This window comes from Latilactobacillus graminis DSM 20719 (assembly GCF_001436415.1).
Taxonomy (GTDB): Bacteria; Bacillota; Bacilli; order Lactobacillales; family Lactobacillaceae; genus Latilactobacillus; species Latilactobacillus graminis.
Genome location: NZ_AYZB01000035.1, coordinates 75368 through 91836, shown reverse-complemented (window position 1 = coordinate 91836; position 16469 = coordinate 75368). Strand labels below are relative to the sequence as shown.

Here is a 16469-nt window from a genome sequence, read left to right as displayed (position 1 = left end):
TATGGATGCAGTCACGTTACGAGGACACAAAGAAGGTTTCGAGTTAAAGATTGATGCGGGTGCAGATTTTGACCAAGCGTTGGGGACCTTAGCAGAATTATTACATAAGATTCGCTTAGAGCAACCTCAGTTGGGTAGCGACCAGATTGAATTGGAACTTACAACTGGGAGACGCTTATTAGATGACGCGCAAAAGCAAGCTCTGGGGGCCGTCTTTGAACAATTCCCAGAATTTAATGTGACCAGTATTCAAGCGGAAGTTATGTCTGTTGAGCAAGCTGAAATTGAGCGTCAGAAAAATAGTCTGCATGTTGAGCCAAGTGTTTTACGGAGCGGGCAAGAAATGAATTATGTCGGTGATGTCCTATTTGTCGGTAATTTGCATCAAGGGGCAACATTAAAAGCAACGGGCAGTATTTTCGTCCTGGGAGAGGTTGCCGGGATTGTTCATGCAGGCTTTCCTGACAATACCGAAGCGGTTGTCGTCGGTGACTTGTCACACGCTTTACAGTTACGGATTGCAGATGCCGTCGAAGTTCTCAATCATAAGAAAACGCTATTTACGGCGCAAAGCGTTAGTTTTATTAATGATTTACACGTTATCGACTACGGTGAGTTAACGGATTTGAAACAAATTAATCCAAAATTATATCGTAAAATGAAGGAGCAATAAAAATGGGAACAGCTTTGGTTATTACATCCGGTAAAGGTGGGGTTGGTAAGACAACGTCAAGTGCTAATATTGGGACGGCGCTTGCCCTTTTAGATAAAAAGGTTTGCTTATTAGATTTAGATATTGGTCTCCGAAATTTGGATGTGGTCTTAGGCCTGAGCAATCGCATTATCTATGACATCGTGGATGTCGCCCAAGGTCGAGCTAAATTACATCAAGCTTTGATTAAAGACAAGCGTTTTGATGACTTGCTTTACTTGTTGCCAGCGGCTCAAAATGCGGATAAAGATGCTTTAACTCCAGATGAAGTTGCTGCGATTGTTGCTGAATTAAAGGAAGAATTTGATTTTGTGATTCTCGATTGCCCAGCCGGGATTGAATCCGGCTTTAAAAATGCAATTGCCGGTGCTGATGGAGCGATTGTAATCGCCACGCCAGAAATTTCGTCAGTCAGTGATGCTGATCGGGTTGTTGGTTTATTGGAAGAACAAGAAATGCGTATCGCTCCACGGTTAGTGATTAACCGAATTCGGCGACATATGATGAATGAAGGCGAAACGATGGATGTCGATGAAATTACGAAGCATCTGTCGATTTCATTACTTGGAATTATTTTTGATGATGATGCGGTCATCAAAACATCCAATGCTGGTCAACCAATCGTGTTGGATCCCAAGAATCCAGCTAGTCAAGGTTACCGTAATATTGCACGTCGCTTGTTGGGTGAAACTGTACCATTGATGACTCTCAAGCAACAAAAAATCGGTTTTTGGTCACGACTTTTTGGTAAGAAATAATGATTGAATGTTGACTTTTAGCTAAATTTTCATTAGAATGAGTTACAATATATTAAACGTTGAACGGCCCAAATTAATTCTTAAGGTTCAGAGAGCTGATGCTTGGTGCAAATCAGTCCTTGAGATTAATGGCACAGCCGTGAGTTAGATTATCGAATAAAGATGATCCGTTAGCCCGTTATCGCTGTAGTTTTAGAAACTACATAAGTTTAGGCTGTGTGAGCAGCTTATTAAACTGAGGTGGCACCGCGATAAATTCGTCCTCTTGGAGTAATCCAGAGGTTTTTTTTGTTGGTCTAAAACTAGCTGAGTTGTTTGCTGCGAAGTGAACAAAATTTGAGGTGGTACCGCGAAACATTCGCCCTCTTTGTGTGATTTTAACATAAAGAGGGCTTTTTATTTTGGCAAAATGAGAGGAGTCTAGCATGATTCATTATAGTTTATCAATTTTACCGGCATTACTCAGTGGTGCTCGGATGACATTGGCTGTTTTTGGCCTGACAATTATTGGAGCGATTCCCCTAGGGTTATTATTAAGCTTAGGATTGTTAGCTAAATTTAAACCGCTACATGATGGCTTAAATTTATACGTTTGGTTAATGCGGGGAACACCACTATTATTACAATTAATCTTCGTCTTCTATGGTTTGCCCGTGGTGGGAGTGGTTTTTAATCGGTTTGATGCAGCATTGATCGCATTTATTTTGAATTATGCAGCCTACTTTGCCGAAATATTTCGGGGCGGTTTTCAAGCTGTTGATAACGGTCAGGTAGAAGCGGCTGAAGTATTGGGACTAACGGCGCCGCAGACGATCACAAAAATTATCGTACCGCAAACAATCAAAATTGTTTTACCGTCAGTCGGTAATGAGGTTATTAATTTAATTAAAGATTCATCGTTGGTCTATGTTATCGGAATTGGCGATTTACTACGTGCTGGCAACGTCGCTAGTGCTAGGGATGTTAACTTATTACCATTGCTATTGGTTGGCATTATCTACCTATTGCTTACAGCTATGTGTACTTGGATATTACGGCGTCTTGAACGCTATTATCGTTATTATCGCTAAGGAGGCGCTAACATGTTTCAGTTAGAAAATATTAATCAATCTTTTAAAGGCCGGCCAATTTTGACTGATTTAAATTTATCAGTTGAATCGGGTAGTATCCTAGCGATTGTCGGTCCCAGTGGTGCAGGGAAGTCGACGCTCTTACGCCTAATGAGTGGCCTCGATCATCCGGATAGTGGTCGCTTTCTCATCAATGGTATCCCTTATGAACCGAGTCACCGAAAGCAAGGAGCACGAATCGGTGTTGTTTTTCAAGATTTTCGTTTGTTTCCCCATCTTTCTGTCCTTAAAAACGTAACCTTAGCGCCTATCATGGTAAAAAAACAAACTGCTAAAGCAGCCAAAATAGCCGGCGTAGCATTGTTGCAGCAATTAGGTTTGAGCGGCCAAACTGCAGCCTATCCGTTCCAATTATCAGGGGGGCAACGTCAACGAGTTGCCATTGCGCGCGCATTGGCAATGCAACCGGAAATCCTCTGCTACGATGAACCGACAAGTGCTTTGGATCCGTCGTTAGTAGCTAATGTGGCACAATTAATTTTGGATTTGAAAAACCAAGGTATGACACAAATTGTGGTTACTCATGACATTCAATTTGCCAATCAAATTGCGGATCAAATCTTTGAATTGCAGCCAAAAGAGGTTCAAAAAAATGATGAAGCTTAAAAAAATAGTATTAATCAGTATTTTATATATGGCAGTAATTAGTTTAACCGGTTGTACTCAACATAAGCAACATGCCGATCAATGGGCCACCATCCAAAAACGACATCAAATCGTCGTCGGCATCGATGATAGTTTTGTCCCAATGACGTACCGCAAGAAATCCGGTCAATTAACTGGATTTGATGTCGACTTAGCGCGTGCTATATTTAAAGGACGTGATATTACAGTCGATTTTCAGTCGATTGATTGGGATATGAAAGAAACTGAATTAAACAACCAAACCATTGATCTAATTTGGAGTGGCTACTCTAAGACGATGCAAAGAGCCAAGCGGGTAGCTTTTAGCGTGCCATATTTAAGTAATCGACAAATGCTAGTTTCACTTAAAAAACGGCCAATTAATCAAATAGCTGATTTAAATCAACAAGCCCTTGGGGTACAAACCGGTTCTTCTGGTATGGAGCAGCTTGAAAAGCATCCAAAACGCTTGCAGCAAAGAATTGCTAATCGAGCACCAATCTTATATGATAACTATAATAATGCTTTTATTGATTTACAAGCACACCGTATTAAGGGCTTGTTAATCGATGAAGTTTATGCACAATTTGAGATTAAGACGCGGCCTAACGGAACGAACTTTCAAACCATCGAAAGTCCCTTTGCAGCGGAACAATTTGCAGTTGGAATGCGTCCACAAGATCAACAACTACGTCAATTTATTAATCGTCGCTTCCGTAAACTCAAAAAAAATGGGACAATCGCAAGACTTCAAGCAAAATGGTTTAAAGAATAGGATGAGTTAATAATGACAGTGATCATTGTATGGAGCATGGTATTCATTTGGATTATAAATACAATTGGAGCTGTAATCACAGTGTTTCGACAACAGCGTGATATTGCAGCAACTTGGGCCTGGTTATTAGTATTGATTTTTTTACCAATCATCGGGTTTATTTTGTATGTTTTTTTCGGCAAAAAGCTTCCCGAAGATCATATGACTGATTTAAAAACGCAATCACGGCTTGGCATTGATGCGCTAGTGACAACCCAAAAAGCCGCTTTACGTCAGGCTAAATATCAACGCGCATTATCGCCAGAAATTCAAAATTTAATTAATCTTTTTTTGGTCTCCAATACTGCAGTTTTGACTCAAGAGAATAATGTTACCGTACTGACGGATTTAAAAGCGGCCTACCAACAACTCTTAGCCGATATTAATCAGGCTCAGAATCATATTCACCTTGAGTATTATGCTTTTTATGATAATCAACATGGTCGCCAACTAATCAATTTATTGGCTTCCAAGGCTTTACGGGGAGTGAAAATCCGGGTTATGTATGATGCATTTGGTTCACAACATTTGCCCCATCGTTTTTTTAAACCATTAGAGGTGGCAGGCGGGCAAGTCGTCCCGTTTTTTAGTTCTCGATTTCGTTTTTTCAATTTACGGTTCAATTTTCGTAATCATCGTCAATTTGCGATTATTGATGGTAATATCGCTTATCTTGGAGATTTTAATCAGAATAATCATAATGTTAATCTGCCAGCACGAGATACGCGAATTCGAGTCACAGGCGATGGTGTGTTATCGTTTCAAGCGCGTTTTTTCATGGACTGGAATGCAGCTACGCGGCAAGACAAGATTTATTATAGTTCGCAATATTTTCCTGATTTAGATGAACATGGTAAGACCAGTATGCAACTTGTATCCAGTGGTCCTGACCGCGAACTTGATGAAATTAAGCTTGGCTTTTTGAAGATGATTGCCGCTGCTAAAAAGCGCCTTTGGATTCAAACACCATATTTCATTCCTGATGATTCCGTTTTAGCGGCCTTGATGTTGGCAATAAATTCCGGTGTCACAGTTAAAATCATGATGCCACAACGGGCAAAACATAAATTAATTCACCATGCGAGCCTGTATTATGCCCGACAAATAGTGAAGGTGGGTGGCCAGATTTATTTTTCTGAATCAACTGGTTTTAAATCCCGGGTGATGTTAGTTGATGACCAGTTAGCTGCAGTAGGAACTGCTAATTTAGATATCCGTAGTTTTAAATTGAACTTTGAAACAACCGCTTTTTTGTATGATGCACAATTAGTCCATGAACTTGAAGCATCGTTTAAAGCTGATTTAAAAAATTGTTTACCCTATACAAAACAGCGGATTCAAGAACAAAGTACCCAAGAACGGCTTTCACAGGATTTAGCGCGATTATTTGCACCAATTATGTAACTCAAAAGGCCACCCAAATCATCTGATTTGGGTGGCCTTTTGGTTAGTTATTTAAAGTAGTTGGTTAAACCATTATAGACTGCGTTAGCTACTTTAGTTTGATAGCTAGGGCTGCTAATAAATTTAAAATCTTGATCAGAATTAATATAGCCCAATTCTAGTAAGATCGAAGGACGTTGGTTGTCACGAAGCACTTGATAATTACCATATTCAATACCACGATTGTTGAGTGGTAGTGCCTGTGTTTGGTTATTGATCGCTTTGGCCAAAGCAATATCCTTATTCTTGGAATAGTAATAAGTGGTCGTTCCAGAAGCTTCATTAGCTTCGTTACTTGAGTCAAAATGGATACTAATGAAGGCATCGGCTTTCAGCTGATTGGCAACGGCAGGTCGAGGTGCTAACCCCACGAATGTATCATTTGAACGGGTTAAGACAACATTGGCCCCTGCAGCTTTCAATTTCTTAGCGACTGCCTCAACGGTGGCCAGTGTGTAATTTTTTTCATACTTAGATTGAGTAGAAAGCGCACCGACGTCGCGGCCCCCGTGGCCAGCATCTAATACGATAGTGGCTTCGGAAAGTGATGTGGCATTGGTTTTAACGACTTCATTTTTTTCAGATGGTGTGACGACCCAACTGGCAACATAGCCAGAATTACCATCGGTATCCTTAACCTGGTACCATGACCCACGCTTACTGATGTAGCTCAGTTTTGTGTTAGCTGGATATGTCTGTGTATATTGATAAGCGGTGTTGGGACCAACGCGTAATTTTGTATTATCAAGTTGCGTTGTGACCGACTTGATGGCGACATTTTGCGTGTCGGAATTAGCTTGATTATCCGACGTCTTTTGAACTGTAGTGGGTGCTTGATTAGAAAGATTAATTAAGTCACTTCGGACCCAACCGACAGCTGAGTTATACTTAATTTGACTCCAGCCGTTTTGTTGATACAAGACGGTAATTGCATCACCTTGATTGAGTCGGCCAAGTAATTGACTATCAACAGTGCTACTTTGGCGGACATTTGCAAAACTGTTGGTGACTTTGGCGACCCGGTTGGAAGTAGCACTAACTTCAGTATTATTAACCAACCAACTGGCAACCCAGCCGATTTTATCACCACTTAAGCGAACTTGATACCAATTATTTTTCTGTGCAATGACGTTCATTGTTTCGCCTTTATTAGCCTGACTCATGACATCGTAAGATAAACCAGGACCTTGACGAACGTTGACGACGTTTGCTTTAATTGTAATTTGTTGATAAGCGGCGAGTGCGTGCGTCGCAAATAACCCTACAATAACAAGTAGTCCTAATAAGATAACAACTGGATAATGTTTAAACCAGTGCAAAGGTTTTTGCATTTTTATCAACACCTTTGTTATGTTTTAGTAATTCATAATGTTAATTATAGCAAAAAACTTAAATTTCTAAAATGCTTCAGTGAAAAAGTTACAAAAAAATCAAGATTAATTGACTTTTGATGGGAATAACGGTAATCTTGTTTACAACAAGAATAGCTGTTGATCAATAATAAAGTAAAGGCTAACCCCTTAGACAGAGATGATTTCATAGCTGCAAGAAATCAACGGTACGGCGAAGCTACTTTTGAGATCAGTGTGGGCGCACGCCGTTGGTAACAACGTTATAATTAAGCAAAATTAAGGTGGTACCGTGCGTTTAAGCACCCTTGTTCAACGACAGGGTGTTTTTTATTTGGTATCGATTAGGAGGAACAAACATGGGCTATCAAAAGCCAAAAGGCACTGCGGATATTTTACCTGGTGATTCAAGCCAGTGGCAATTAGTGGAAAAAACGGCGCGTGACGTTTTTGCCCGTTATCAATTCAATGAAATCAGAACCCCATTATTTGAAAGCTACGCTGTTTTTGCACGGAGTTCCGGCGATACATCTGATATTGTCAGCAAAGAAATGTACGATTTCATGGATAAAGGTGATCGGCATATCGCACTGCGTCCTGAAGGAACAGCAGGTGTGGTTCGGGCGTTCGTAGAAAATAAACTCTATGGGCCCGAATATCAAAAGCCTTACAAGGTGTACTACATGGGGCCCATGTTTCGTTATGAACGGCCACAATCAGGGCGTCAGCGACAATTCCACCAAATCGGCGTTGAAGCATTTGGTTCTGAGAGCCCTGCGGCTGATGTTGAAGTTATCAGTATGGCGATGCGTTTATTACGCGAATGTCATATTACGGATTTAAAACTTGCTATCAATACCTTAGGGGATGCAGCAAGTCGCGCAGCTTATCATGAAGCACTTGTGAGCTATCTTGAACCACATTTTGAAGAACTGAGTGATGATTCAAAAGTCCGTTTGCATAAGAATCCCTTACGTGTCTTGGATAGTAAAGATGCTAAGGACCAAGAAATTGTGAAGGATGCACCTGTTATTTTGGATTATTTAACACCAGAAGCAACCGCGCATTTTGAAACAGTTAAGCACTTACTGGAAACGTTACATATCCCATATGAAGTGGATACTGAAATGGTGCGTGGACTTGATTACTATAATCATACTATCTTTGAAATCATGACAAACAATAAGGTGTTGGGCCACGGCTATACAACTGTCTTGGCCGGTGGCCGTTATAATGGCTTAGTTGAACAACTTGGTGGTCCTGACATGCCGGGTGTTGGTTTTGGCTTAGGGGTTGAACGGTTATTGTTATTGATGAATGCCCAAAACGAAGCTTTGGTGCCAGAACCAAAACTCGACGTTTATGTGGTGGGCATCGGGGCTCAAACGAGTGCGACGACACTACAAATTATCGAAAGTATTCGTGATGCCGGGTTAAGTGCAGAGCGTGATTATCTCGATCGTAAACCCAAAGCACAATTTAAGACCGCTAATAAAATGAATGCCCAAATCGTGGTTACGATTGGCGAATCAGAATTGGCTGATCAAACTGCCCACGTTAAGGATATGATGAGTGGTATCGAAATTACGGTGCCGCTTGCACAAGTTTATACGGACTTCAAGGCAGTGCAACAACAATTAAATATGAATTAACAAGTATGAGATGCCACCAAAGTTAATTTGGTGGCATTTTTTATGTTAAGGGACTCGTCAGGGGGGCGGCCTGCATCACCCCACCCCCTTTTTTGAGCATATTGATCGCTATTTGATTGGATCTGCTTATAATGATAAGCACGAAGGAGTGATGGATATGACAGATGATTTAGAACAACGGTTAACGACAGAAGAATATGCAATAACCCAACAAAATGCAACGGAAGCGCCATTTACCGGTAAGTATGATGCTTTTGATGAGCAGGGAATCTACGTGGATGTTGTGAGTCATGAACCGTTGTTTAGTTCGTTAGATAAATATGATGCCGGCTGTGGCTGGCCATCTTTTACTAAGCCAATTGCGCCTTTGACGGAACGTCGGGATCAATCTTATGGAATGGAACGTACTGAAGTCCGTAGTCAAGAAGCTAACTCGCACTTAGGCCATGTCTTTAATGATGGCCCACAAGAAGCTGGTGGATTACGCTATTGTATTAATTCGGCTGCTTTAAAGTTCATTCCAGTTGAACAACTTGAAAACGAAGGTTACGGTCAATATCTAAGCCTATTTGAAGAGGGGACACAATAATGGCAAATGACACAGCAATTTTTGCTGGCGGATGTTTTTGGTGCATGGTGCACCCGTTCGATCAACAACCAGGGATTATCAAGGTTGTTTCTGGTTACACAGGTGGGCATGTCCCTAATCCAACTTATGCGGCAGTTTGTACGCATATGACGGGGCACACTGAAGCGGTTGCGATTACATTTGACCCTGCGATTATTTCTTACGCGGATTTAGTTGAAATTTATTGGCGACAAACGGATCCAACCGATGCGATGGGCCAGTTTCAAGACCGCGGCGATAGTTATCGCCCAGTGATTTTTGTGAATTCACCTGAGCAACGCGCAATTGCGGAAACTTCGAAACAAGCATTAATCAATAGTGGCCGCTTCAATGAACCGATTGTCACACGAATTGAGACCGCCCAACCATTTTATCCAGCCGAAGAATACCATCAAGATTTTTATAAAAAAGAACCGTTCAGAGCTGAATTGGTCGAGCGGACACGCCGCGCTTTTATTCGTGAAAAATGGGCCCATTAATTCCAAGAAAACCTTTAGTATTCACAAATGGTATGCTAGAATGAAAGACATCAAAAGTGAACAGGTGTGATATTCAATTGGATGATTTAGCTCGGAAACATCAAAATATGGCGAAGATTTCGGCAGCCATTTTATACGGAATTTGTGTGTCAATTGCGTTGAACTTTTTCTGGGAAGAAGGTGGCGTTTACGCCTCTGGAATTACTGGATTTGCGCAATTTATTCATACGGTAACGTCTAAATTTATGCCATTTTTACCGTTTCCTTTGTCAACGTCGTTGATGTTATTCGTGTTAAACGTACCGTTATTTATTCTTGCCTGGTTTAAAATTGGTCATCATTTTACCATTTACACCTTTATTGCGGTTGTTTTTTCAAGTATTATGGTGCAAATTATGCCGATTACTCAATTGACGACTAACCCAATCATCTGTGCCATTTTTGGGGCCGTTATTAACGGGTTTGGAACTGGAACAGCTTTGAAAAATGATATCTCGACTGGTGGTTTAGATATTATTGGAATTGTCTTGCGTAAAAAAACCGGCCGTTCGGTTGGTTCGATTAATATCATGTTCAACGTAGCACTGGTTTTTGCAGCTGGCTTTCTGTTTGGATGGGAACATGCACTCTACAGTATCTTGAGCATCTTTATCAATGGGAAAGTCATTGACATGGTTTATACACGGCAACAAAAATTACAAGTTATGATTATTACCGACCAGCCGAAAGTCGTGATTCAGATGATTCAAGATGAAATGCGTCGTGGGATTACAATCGTCCATGACGTTGAAGGGGCCTATAACCGCGAAGAAAAAACAATGTTATTTACCGTTATTTCACGATTTGAAATGCACGATTTGGAAATGGTTATGAAGGCAGCTGACGATCATGCGTTTGTTAGCATGACCGAATCACTTAAAATTCTAGGCCACTTCTATGAGCCAAAGATTAAATAATATCTTATTTTAAAGCTGCTGTTCAGTTGGACAGTGGCTTTTTTGTCGGCTAGATTGCTCCTTGCTTTTTGGCACAGTTTCTGTGACAATCGAGTTAACAAAGTGTTTGGAGGTAACGGGATGATATTAGGAAGTCATGTTAGTATGAAGGGGCAGGGGATGCTTTTAGGATCAGCAGAAAGTGCTGTTAATTTTGGAGCAAATACCTTTATGATTTACACTGGTGCACCACAAAATACCCGGCGAAAACCGATTGCTGAATTGAATATTGAAGCAGCTCGGCCCTATATTGCTGCACACAAATTAGGTCCAATTGTTGTTCATGCGCCATACATTGTTAACTTAGGAAATACGGTGAAGCCAGAAAACTTCAAGTTTGCTATTTCCTTTTTACAAGAAGAGGTCCTCCGAGCAGAAGCACTAGGAGCCACTCAGATTGTCTTGCATCCAGGCGCGCATGTTGGCGCGGGAGCAGATGCTGGCATTCTACAAATTATTAAAGGACTAAACGAAATTTTGCGCTCAGATCAAACAGTCCAAATTGCACTAGAAACAATGGCTGGAAAAGGAACCGAAATAGGGCGTTCATTCGAAGAAATTGCGCGGATAATCGCTGGTGTTACGCATAATGAAAAACTGTCGGTGACCTTTGACACATGTCATACAAGCGATGCAGGTTATAATATCCGTGAAGATTTTGATGGTGTTTTGAACGAATTTGATCATATCATCGGGTTAGACCGTTTGAAGGTCATTCATTTAAATGATTCTAAGAATCTGCAAGGGACACACAAAGATCGCCATGCCAATATTGGCTTTGGCGAGATTGGGTTTGATGCGTTAAATTACGTTTTGCGTCATGAGCAATTGATTAGGATTCCCAAAATTCTTGAAACCCCTTATGTTGGTGAAGATAAGAAACATAATTTTGCACCATATGCGTATGAAATCACAATGCTTAGAGCAGGCCAATTCGACCCCAATCTATTAACCAAGATTGAAGAGAATGAAGGTCAGTTATGAACTTGAAACCAGTAAAGTTTGGCGCTGTTATTTTAATAACCGCCCTTTGCGCAATTATTTTCAGTCGACCTGTCTATGCTACCGATACCTATGACATCAGTCGTTATCTGGTAAACGTTGATATACAAGCTAATGGGAGTGCTCAGGTTGAACAAAAAACGGTGTTTGACATCCAAGATGATATTCATGGGGTTTATCTCAACCAGAATCTCCAGACGAATGTCGGGCTGCCAAAAAAATTGGTCAATCCGCAAGTTGTAGTTAATGACCATCCGCTAAGTCGAAGTAAATCAGGTGTAGAAGATACCTATAGCTTGACTAATGCGCGGCAAAATTACCGATTTAAGCTGTATCAATCTGCCCAAGATGGCGATCAATTAGCAGTAACGTTGAAATATCAGTTACAGAACCTAATTATTAATTATCGTGATACAGCAGAATTAAACTGGAAAGTGATTGGTGATGCATGGAATAGCGATTTGCAAAACGTCCAAGTAGTCATTCAGCTACCCACTAAATTAAAAAAATCAGAACTCAAATCATGGACGCATGGCAATTTAGATGGACAACAAGTCGTTGAGCCTGCTAAAGGACGGGTGACAATTAAACTGGTTAATAGTCCAGCAAACCAATTTGTCGAAAGTCATATTATTTTTCCAACGGCAGTAACTGCTGAAAATCAAAATAAAATTGATAAACCACGTCGGGCAGCCGTCATCAAACAAGAAGCCCGTTTGGCACAACAAGCCAATCAAAAACGTAAAGCACAGCAACAACGTTATTGGTTTTTATCAGCAACAGCAGTGATTTTAGCCCCCATACTTTTCTTATTTATTTTACGTAAAGTCCGCAAAGCATTACCGATAGTTGCTTATACCGGACAAGCACCTGAACATGTCTATGATTTACCGGATGAAAATGGACCTGCAATTGTGCGTCAGTTATTGGCCTTACCGATGATGGAGACCGCTGGAGTGGAGAGCTTATCTGCAACAATTCTAGATCTTGTTGCTCGGAAGAATCTGACTATTGCTGTTCAAGAATCGCGGAAAGAATTGTTCCATAAAAAAACACCACAATTCTCATTAACGCTCATCAATCGAAATCAATTGACTTATTCAGAGCAAAAGCTTGTCAGTTGGCTATTTGATGTGATTGGTGATGAACAGCATGTGAGCCTGCTTGAAATTGAAAAATATCCTAAGCAGCACAGTGCCAAGCTATTTAACCAACATTATCATGCCTGGCAAGTAGCGGTCGAAACCGAATCTAAACGTAGTGGTTGGTTGTGCGAAAACATTAGTGAATTAATGACCAGTTTGAATTATTGGTTAATCGGTCTTGGGACACTTATCTTAATATTTATTTTTGGCGCTTTGATTAAACTAGTTGCTTGGTGGACATTGCTGCCAATGTTGATTGTCTTCATTTTAACCGTCTGGCGCAGATTTAATTTACAACTATGGACGCAATTGGGCTATGAAAAACGGGGCGAATGGCAGGGCTTTAAGCAAATGTTAAAAGATATTTCAACTTTAGACATGGCTGATGTCCCTGATGTTTTATTATGGGATCGTTATTTGAGCTATGCGACCGCCTTTGGGATTGCTGATAAAGTAGTCAAGGCTTTAAAAGTGCATCTGACGCCAGAACAATTGCAAACGATGCCCCTTGGCTATTACTATTTTTATGGGTATTCAGGGGGGCTTAATATTGGCCAATCCTTTACCACTACACTCAATGATAGTGTTACTAGTGCAGTGAATACTGCCAATCCTACGAGCGTCAGCGGAGGTTCCGGTGGCTTTTCTGGGGGTTCATCGGGTGGCTTTGGTGGTGGCTCCGGTGGTGGGACCTTCTAGTGACTATCGCTGATTTAAATTAGCGTTATATTTTTGTTCAAAGCCCGCAAGCATTGAATTGTTCGGCAAAATGGTTCAGATTTATTTTTTAAGTGACAGATTAAAAGCCCATAGATTGGATATTGGTCCAATCTATGGGCTTTCAGTTTATTCATTTGCATTTTTAATTGACGTGATCATTAGCACTGTCTGCAAAATCGAGTCCCATCTGTTCGAGAATGATGGTCGCTGTTTCCTCAATCGAACGATTGGCCACATTAATGACTTGGCAACCAATCTTATCATAAAGGTCTTGCGCAAAAGCCAATTCGGCTTTGATTTCGTCCATATCGGAATAAGTAGTGTCTGGATTCAGGCCATACGCAATCATACGTTCTCGCCGGATATTATTTAAGACCTCTGGCGTATTCATTAAACCAATAATTTTCTTAGGGTCTACGCGCCATATTTCGTCTGGAATGTGTGCTTGCGGCACAATCGGCAGATTGGCAACCTTAATATTCCGATTCGCTAAAAAAAGCGATAGCGGTGTTTTAGACGTTCTTGAAACGCCGAGTAACACAATGTCGGCTTCTAAAAAACCTTGGGGGTCTTTACCGTCATCATACATCACTGCGAATTCCATAGCGGAAATCCGATCAAAATAACGTTCATTTAAGTGATGCAGCGCACCAGCTTCACCAGTGGGGGTACGCCCGGTTTTTTCGCTAATTAGTTTAGTTACCGGTGACATCATATCGAAACAGGCAATTTTTCTAGTCCGACAATAGGTTTCCGCAATTTCAGCGAGATCTATTGTCGCTAAAGTATGGACAACGACAGTTTCGGCTGGAGTGGCCTGAGCTAAAACGTTCATTAATTTTTCCGGCGTATGCACAAAAGGAAACCGGACGAGGTCGGGTTTGACATCTGGAAATTGTGCGAGGGCGGCTTGTGCCAATTGTAAAGCAGTTTGACCAACTGAATCAGAGAGGACGAAAACGGTTAATGGTTTAGATTCTGACATAAGAGTGCTCCTTTATTGAGTTTTTATAGCGCTATCATATCATATTTAAGAAAAAAATCATGTGATTTAAAAAAATATTCAATTAATTAGCTGTGGGTTATTGACCGTATTTTCAACATTCGCTATAGTAGTAAAGAACAGTTCACGTCACGTTAATTATTTAACAGACGTCAACGGTTATACTTAGCACGCGAGGGGAGGGATATCATATGGGCAAGACAGTCGTTCGCAGTAACGAATCTCTAGATGATGCTCTTCGTCGCTTCAAGCGTTCCGTATCAAAAGCTGGTACAATACAAGAATATCGTAAACGTGAATTTTACGAGAAACCAAGTGTAAAACGTAAGTTAAAATCAGAAGCTGCAAGAAAACGTAAGAAGTTCTAATTTCTTAGAAAAAGGGAATGATTGAATGAGTTTACTTGAACAACTAAGTTCTGATTTAAAAACGGCGATGAAGGCCAAAGATAAGTTGCGATTAGCTGTTATTCGGAGTTTAAAGACCGCTTTAACTAACGCCAAAATTAGTGCGGGGCAAGACTTATCTTCTGACGAAGAACTAAGTGTACTATCATCACAACTTAAGCAACGTAAGGATTCATTAGTTGAGTTTGAAAAGGGCGATCGTGCAGATCTCGCTGAACAAACAAAGGCCGAAATTGAAATCGTACAAGCTTATTTACCAGAGCAGCTAGATGAAGCAGCAGTGGTCGCCATTGTTGATGAAGCAATCCAAGCTACTGGTGCAACAAGTAAAGCTGACTTTGGCAAAGTGATGCAATATGTAATGCCTAAGGTCAAAGGACGAGCTGATGGCGCTATGGTCAATCAAGTCGTTAAATCAAAATTGAGCTAATTTTAGATAGGATTTCCAATTGGAAGTCCTATTTTTTTATGATTTTTACAAATTAATTTGAATTACAACAAAATTTAGCCATCGCGTGGTTGACTACTTTTAAAACCCTTGTTGGTTGTGATAGAATGAGAATAGTTTTCATTTTGATTGAGACATATTGGGGTTTAAAGCATTACTTTTAACCTCGCTAGAGGGGGTTATCTTTGTTGGCTACAACAGATGAGCAATTATTTAAATTAACAACACCAAACTTAGCGGCTGCCTTAATGGGCGCACAGGATACTTTTTTAAAGATTATTGAGGAAAGCTTATCTGTCGAATTAATTGCGTTTGACGAGCAGATTACGGTTCGTGGTGAACAAGTAGCTGTTAATCAAGCCATGTTAGTTTTAGAGAATTTAACGGCATTATTGCAACACGGGATTAAGATCAATCATAGTGATGTCACTAGTGCAACTAAGATGGCTCAAAAAGGCACAATTGCTGGCTTTCAGGCACTCTACACGGAACCGTTAATCAAGGACCGTAAGGGACAGAATATTCGCGTGAAGACGTTTGGTCAACGTCAATATACAAATGCAATTCGTCAAAATGACGTGACGTTTGGCATTGGACCGGCCGGAACTGGCAAAACGTTCTTGGCAGTTGTAATGGCAGTAGCCGCTTTGAAACACGGCTTAGTGGAGCGGATTATCTTAACGCGTCCAGCCGTCGAAGCCGGTGAGAGCTTAGGCTTTTTACCGGGTGATTTAAAAGAGAAGGTTGATCCATACTTACGGCCAATTTATGATGCATTGTACGCGGTTTTAGGTAAAGAACATACCGAACGCTTATTAGAACGCGGGGTAATTGAAATTGCCCCCCTTGCTTATATGCGTGGGCGGACACTGGAAGAAGCTTTTGTTATTTTAGATGAAGCCCAGAATACAACGCCAGCCCAAATGAAAATGTTTTTAACACGGTTAGGTTTTAATTCGAAGATGATTGTCAACGGAGATATTAGCCAGATTGATTTGCCGCAGAAAACGATGAGTGGTTTGGTGCAAGCAGAACAAATTTTACACGATATTCCCAAAATCGCATTCGTGAAATTTAGTGCAGAAGATGTGGTGCGCCATCCAGTAGTTGCCAAAATTATTAACGCCTATGCGGCGATTGAAACAATGAGAAAGTAGGAA

17 protein-coding genes and 1 other annotated feature are annotated in these 16469 nt (G+C 40.8%); of the genes, 15 read left to right on the top strand and 2 right to left on the bottom strand.

What is annotated here, in order from left to right; translation table 11 throughout:
• Nucleotide 1: 1 nt before the first annotated feature.
• The 6 genes from FC90_RS05505 to cls all read left to right on the top strand — a co-directional run bounded on the left by FC90_RS05505 (nt 2) and on the right by cls (nt 5442).
• Entirely contained in the window at nt 2-673 is a 672-nt protein-coding gene (locus FC90_RS05505) for a septum site-determining protein MinC (RefSeq protein ID WP_057908268.1), read from the top strand.
• Between the two features lie 2 nt (nt 674-675).
• The gene (gene minD / locus FC90_RS05500; protein ID WP_057908267.1) at nt 676-1470 is read left to right on the top strand and encodes a septum site-determining protein MinD; all 795 of its coding nucleotides are present in this window, start codon (nt 676-678) and stop codon (nt 1468-1470) included.
• Between the two features lie 50 nt (nt 1471-1520).
• Nucleotides 1521-1738 (top strand) — a binding site (T-box leader).
• Between the two features lie 157 nt (nt 1739-1895).
• Nucleotides 1896-2540, top strand: a complete 645-nt coding sequence (locus tag FC90_RS05495) for an amino acid ABC transporter permease (protein WP_083482015.1) — start codon at nt 1896-1898, stop codon at nt 2538-2540.
• Nucleotides 2541-2552: 12 nt separating this feature from the next.
• On the top strand, nt 2553-3206 hold the full coding sequence (locus tag FC90_RS05490; protein WP_057908266.1) for an amino acid ABC transporter ATP-binding protein: 654 nt from the start codon (nt 2553-2555) through the stop codon (nt 3204-3206).
• Entirely contained in the window at nt 3196-3999 is an 804-nt protein-coding gene (locus tag FC90_RS05485) for an amino acid ABC transporter substrate-binding protein (RefSeq protein ID WP_057908466.1), read from the top strand. The genes FC90_RS05490 and FC90_RS05485 overlap by 11 nt, the downstream gene beginning before the upstream one ends.
• Before the next feature lie 12 nt (nt 4000-4011).
• The gene (gene cls, locus FC90_RS05480) at nt 4012-5442 is read left to right on the top strand and encodes a cardiolipin synthase (RefSeq protein WP_057908265.1); all 1431 of its coding nucleotides are present in this window, start codon (nt 4012-4014) and stop codon (nt 5440-5442) included.
• Between the two features lie 47 nt (nt 5443-5489).
• On the opposite strand, the gene FC90_RS05475 is transcribed toward cls, so the two are convergent.
• Nucleotides 5490-6812 (bottom strand): N-acetylmuramoyl-L-alanine amidase family protein, encoded by a 1323-nt coding sequence (locus tag FC90_RS05475; RefSeq protein WP_057908264.1) that lies wholly within the window; start codon nt 6810-6812, stop codon nt 5490-5492.
• A 377-nt stretch (nt 6813-7189) separates the two neighbouring features.
• On the opposite strand from FC90_RS05475, the gene hisS reads away from it, so the two are divergent.
• From hisS to FC90_RS05445, 6 genes are all read left to right on the top strand, one after another.
• A complete protein-coding gene (gene hisS, locus FC90_RS05470) occupies nt 7190-8482 on the top strand; it encodes a histidine--tRNA ligase (protein WP_057908263.1) in 1293 nt (430 codons plus the stop codon).
• Between the two features lie 151 nt (nt 8483-8633).
• The gene (msrB, locus tag FC90_RS05465) at nt 8634-9071 is read left to right on the top strand and encodes a peptide-methionine (R)-S-oxide reductase MsrB (protein WP_057908262.1); all 438 of its coding nucleotides are present in this window, start codon (nt 8634-8636) and stop codon (nt 9069-9071) included.
• Nucleotides 9071-9589 carry a peptide-methionine (S)-S-oxide reductase MsrA gene (gene msrA / locus FC90_RS05460; RefSeq protein ID WP_057908261.1) on the top strand — a complete coding sequence of 173 codons (519 nt, stop codon included), beginning with the start codon at nt 9071-9073 and terminating at the stop codon, nt 9587-9589. Before msrB ends, msrA begins: the two co-directional genes overlap by 1 nt.
• A 107-nt stretch (nt 9590-9696) precedes the next feature.
• Nucleotides 9697-10545, top strand: a complete 849-nt coding sequence (locus FC90_RS05455; RefSeq protein ID WP_192937883.1) for a YitT family protein — start codon at nt 9697-9699, stop codon at nt 10543-10545.
• Between the two features lie 120 nt (nt 10546-10665).
• Complete coding sequence (locus tag FC90_RS05450) at nt 10666-11568, top strand: deoxyribonuclease IV (protein ID WP_057908259.1); 903 nt, start codon at nt 10666-10668, stop codon at nt 11566-11568.
• Nucleotides 11565-13430 carry a DUF2207 domain-containing protein gene (locus FC90_RS05445; protein WP_057908258.1) on the top strand — a complete coding sequence of 622 codons (1866 nt, stop codon included), beginning with the start codon at nt 11565-11567 and terminating at the stop codon, nt 13428-13430. Before FC90_RS05450 ends, FC90_RS05445 begins: the two co-directional genes overlap by 4 nt.
• Nucleotides 13431-13593: 163 nt before the next feature.
• Here the strand turns inward: FC90_RS05445 and FC90_RS05440 are convergent, their stop codons facing one another.
• Nucleotides 13594-14436, bottom strand: coding sequence for a pyruvate, water dikinase regulatory protein (locus FC90_RS05440; RefSeq protein WP_057908257.1), 843 nt, complete (start codon nt 14434-14436; stop codon nt 13594-13596).
• A gap of 209 nt (nt 14437-14645) precedes the next feature.
• On the opposite strand from FC90_RS05440, the gene rpsU reads away from it, so the two are divergent.
• The 3 genes from rpsU (at nt 14646) to FC90_RS05425 (ending at nt 16466) form a co-directional block, all read left to right on the top strand.
• Nucleotides 14646-14822, top strand: coding sequence for a 30S ribosomal protein S21 (gene rpsU, locus FC90_RS05435; RefSeq protein ID WP_004270806.1), 177 nt, complete (start codon nt 14646-14648; stop codon nt 14820-14822).
• Nucleotides 14823-14847: 25 nt separating this feature from the next.
• Complete coding sequence (locus FC90_RS05430; protein WP_057908256.1) at nt 14848-15291, top strand: GatB/YqeY domain-containing protein; 444 nt, start codon at nt 14848-14850, stop codon at nt 15289-15291.
• A gap of 203 nt (nt 15292-15494) precedes the next feature.
• Nucleotides 15495-16466 (top strand): PhoH family protein, encoded by a 972-nt coding sequence (locus FC90_RS05425; protein WP_162258681.1) that lies wholly within the window; start codon nt 15495-15497, stop codon nt 16464-16466.
• Nucleotides 16467-16469: the final 3 nt, after the last annotated feature.

What these genes read in the sequence shown, in the direction of transcription:
- FC90_RS05455 (WP_192937883.1), top strand. Translation starts at nt 9,697, where the DNA reads ATGGCGAAGATTTCGGCAGCCATTTTATACGGAATTTGTGTGTCAATT.
- FC90_RS05485 (WP_057908466.1), top strand. Translation starts at nt 3,196, where the DNA reads ATGAAGCTTAAAAAAATAGTATTAATCAGTATTTTATATATGGCAGTA.
- FC90_RS05505 (WP_057908268.1), top strand. Translation starts at nt 2, where the DNA reads ATGGATGCAGTCACGTTACGAGGACACAAAGAAGGTTTCGAGTTAAAG.
- FC90_RS05445 (WP_057908258.1), top strand. Translation starts at nt 11,565, where the DNA reads ATGAACTTGAAACCAGTAAAGTTTGGCGCTGTTATTTTAATAACCGCC.
- msrA (WP_057908261.1), top strand. Translation starts at nt 9,071, where the DNA reads ATGGCAAATGACACAGCAATTTTTGCTGGCGGATGTTTTTGGTGCATG.
- FC90_RS05450 (WP_057908259.1), top strand. Translation starts at nt 10,666, where the DNA reads ATGATATTAGGAAGTCATGTTAGTATGAAGGGGCAGGGGATGCTTTTA.
- FC90_RS05475 (WP_057908264.1), bottom strand. Translation starts at nt 6,812, where the DNA reads ATGCAAAAACCTTTGCACTGGTTTAAACATTATCCAGTTGTTATCTTA.
- msrB (WP_057908262.1), top strand. Translation starts at nt 8,634, where the DNA reads ATGGATATGACAGATGATTTAGAACAACGGTTAACGACAGAAGAATAT.
- cls (WP_057908265.1), top strand. Translation starts at nt 4,012, where the DNA reads ATGACAGTGATCATTGTATGGAGCATGGTATTCATTTGGATTATAAAT.
- minD (WP_057908267.1), top strand. Translation starts at nt 676, where the DNA reads ATGGGAACAGCTTTGGTTATTACATCCGGTAAAGGTGGGGTTGGTAAG.
- FC90_RS05440 (WP_057908257.1), bottom strand. Translation starts at nt 14,436, where the DNA reads ATGTCAGAATCTAAACCATTAACCGTTTTCGTCCTCTCTGATTCAGTT.
- hisS (WP_057908263.1), top strand. Translation starts at nt 7,190, where the DNA reads ATGGGCTATCAAAAGCCAAAAGGCACTGCGGATATTTTACCTGGTGAT.
- rpsU (WP_004270806.1), top strand. Translation starts at nt 14,646, where the DNA reads ATGGGCAAGACAGTCGTTCGCAGTAACGAATCTCTAGATGATGCTCTT.
- FC90_RS05490 (WP_057908266.1), top strand. Translation starts at nt 2,553, where the DNA reads ATGTTTCAGTTAGAAAATATTAATCAATCTTTTAAAGGCCGGCCAATT.
- FC90_RS05430 (WP_057908256.1), top strand. Translation starts at nt 14,848, where the DNA reads ATGAGTTTACTTGAACAACTAAGTTCTGATTTAAAAACGGCGATGAAG.
- FC90_RS05495 (WP_083482015.1), top strand. Translation starts at nt 1,896, where the DNA reads ATGATTCATTATAGTTTATCAATTTTACCGGCATTACTCAGTGGTGCT.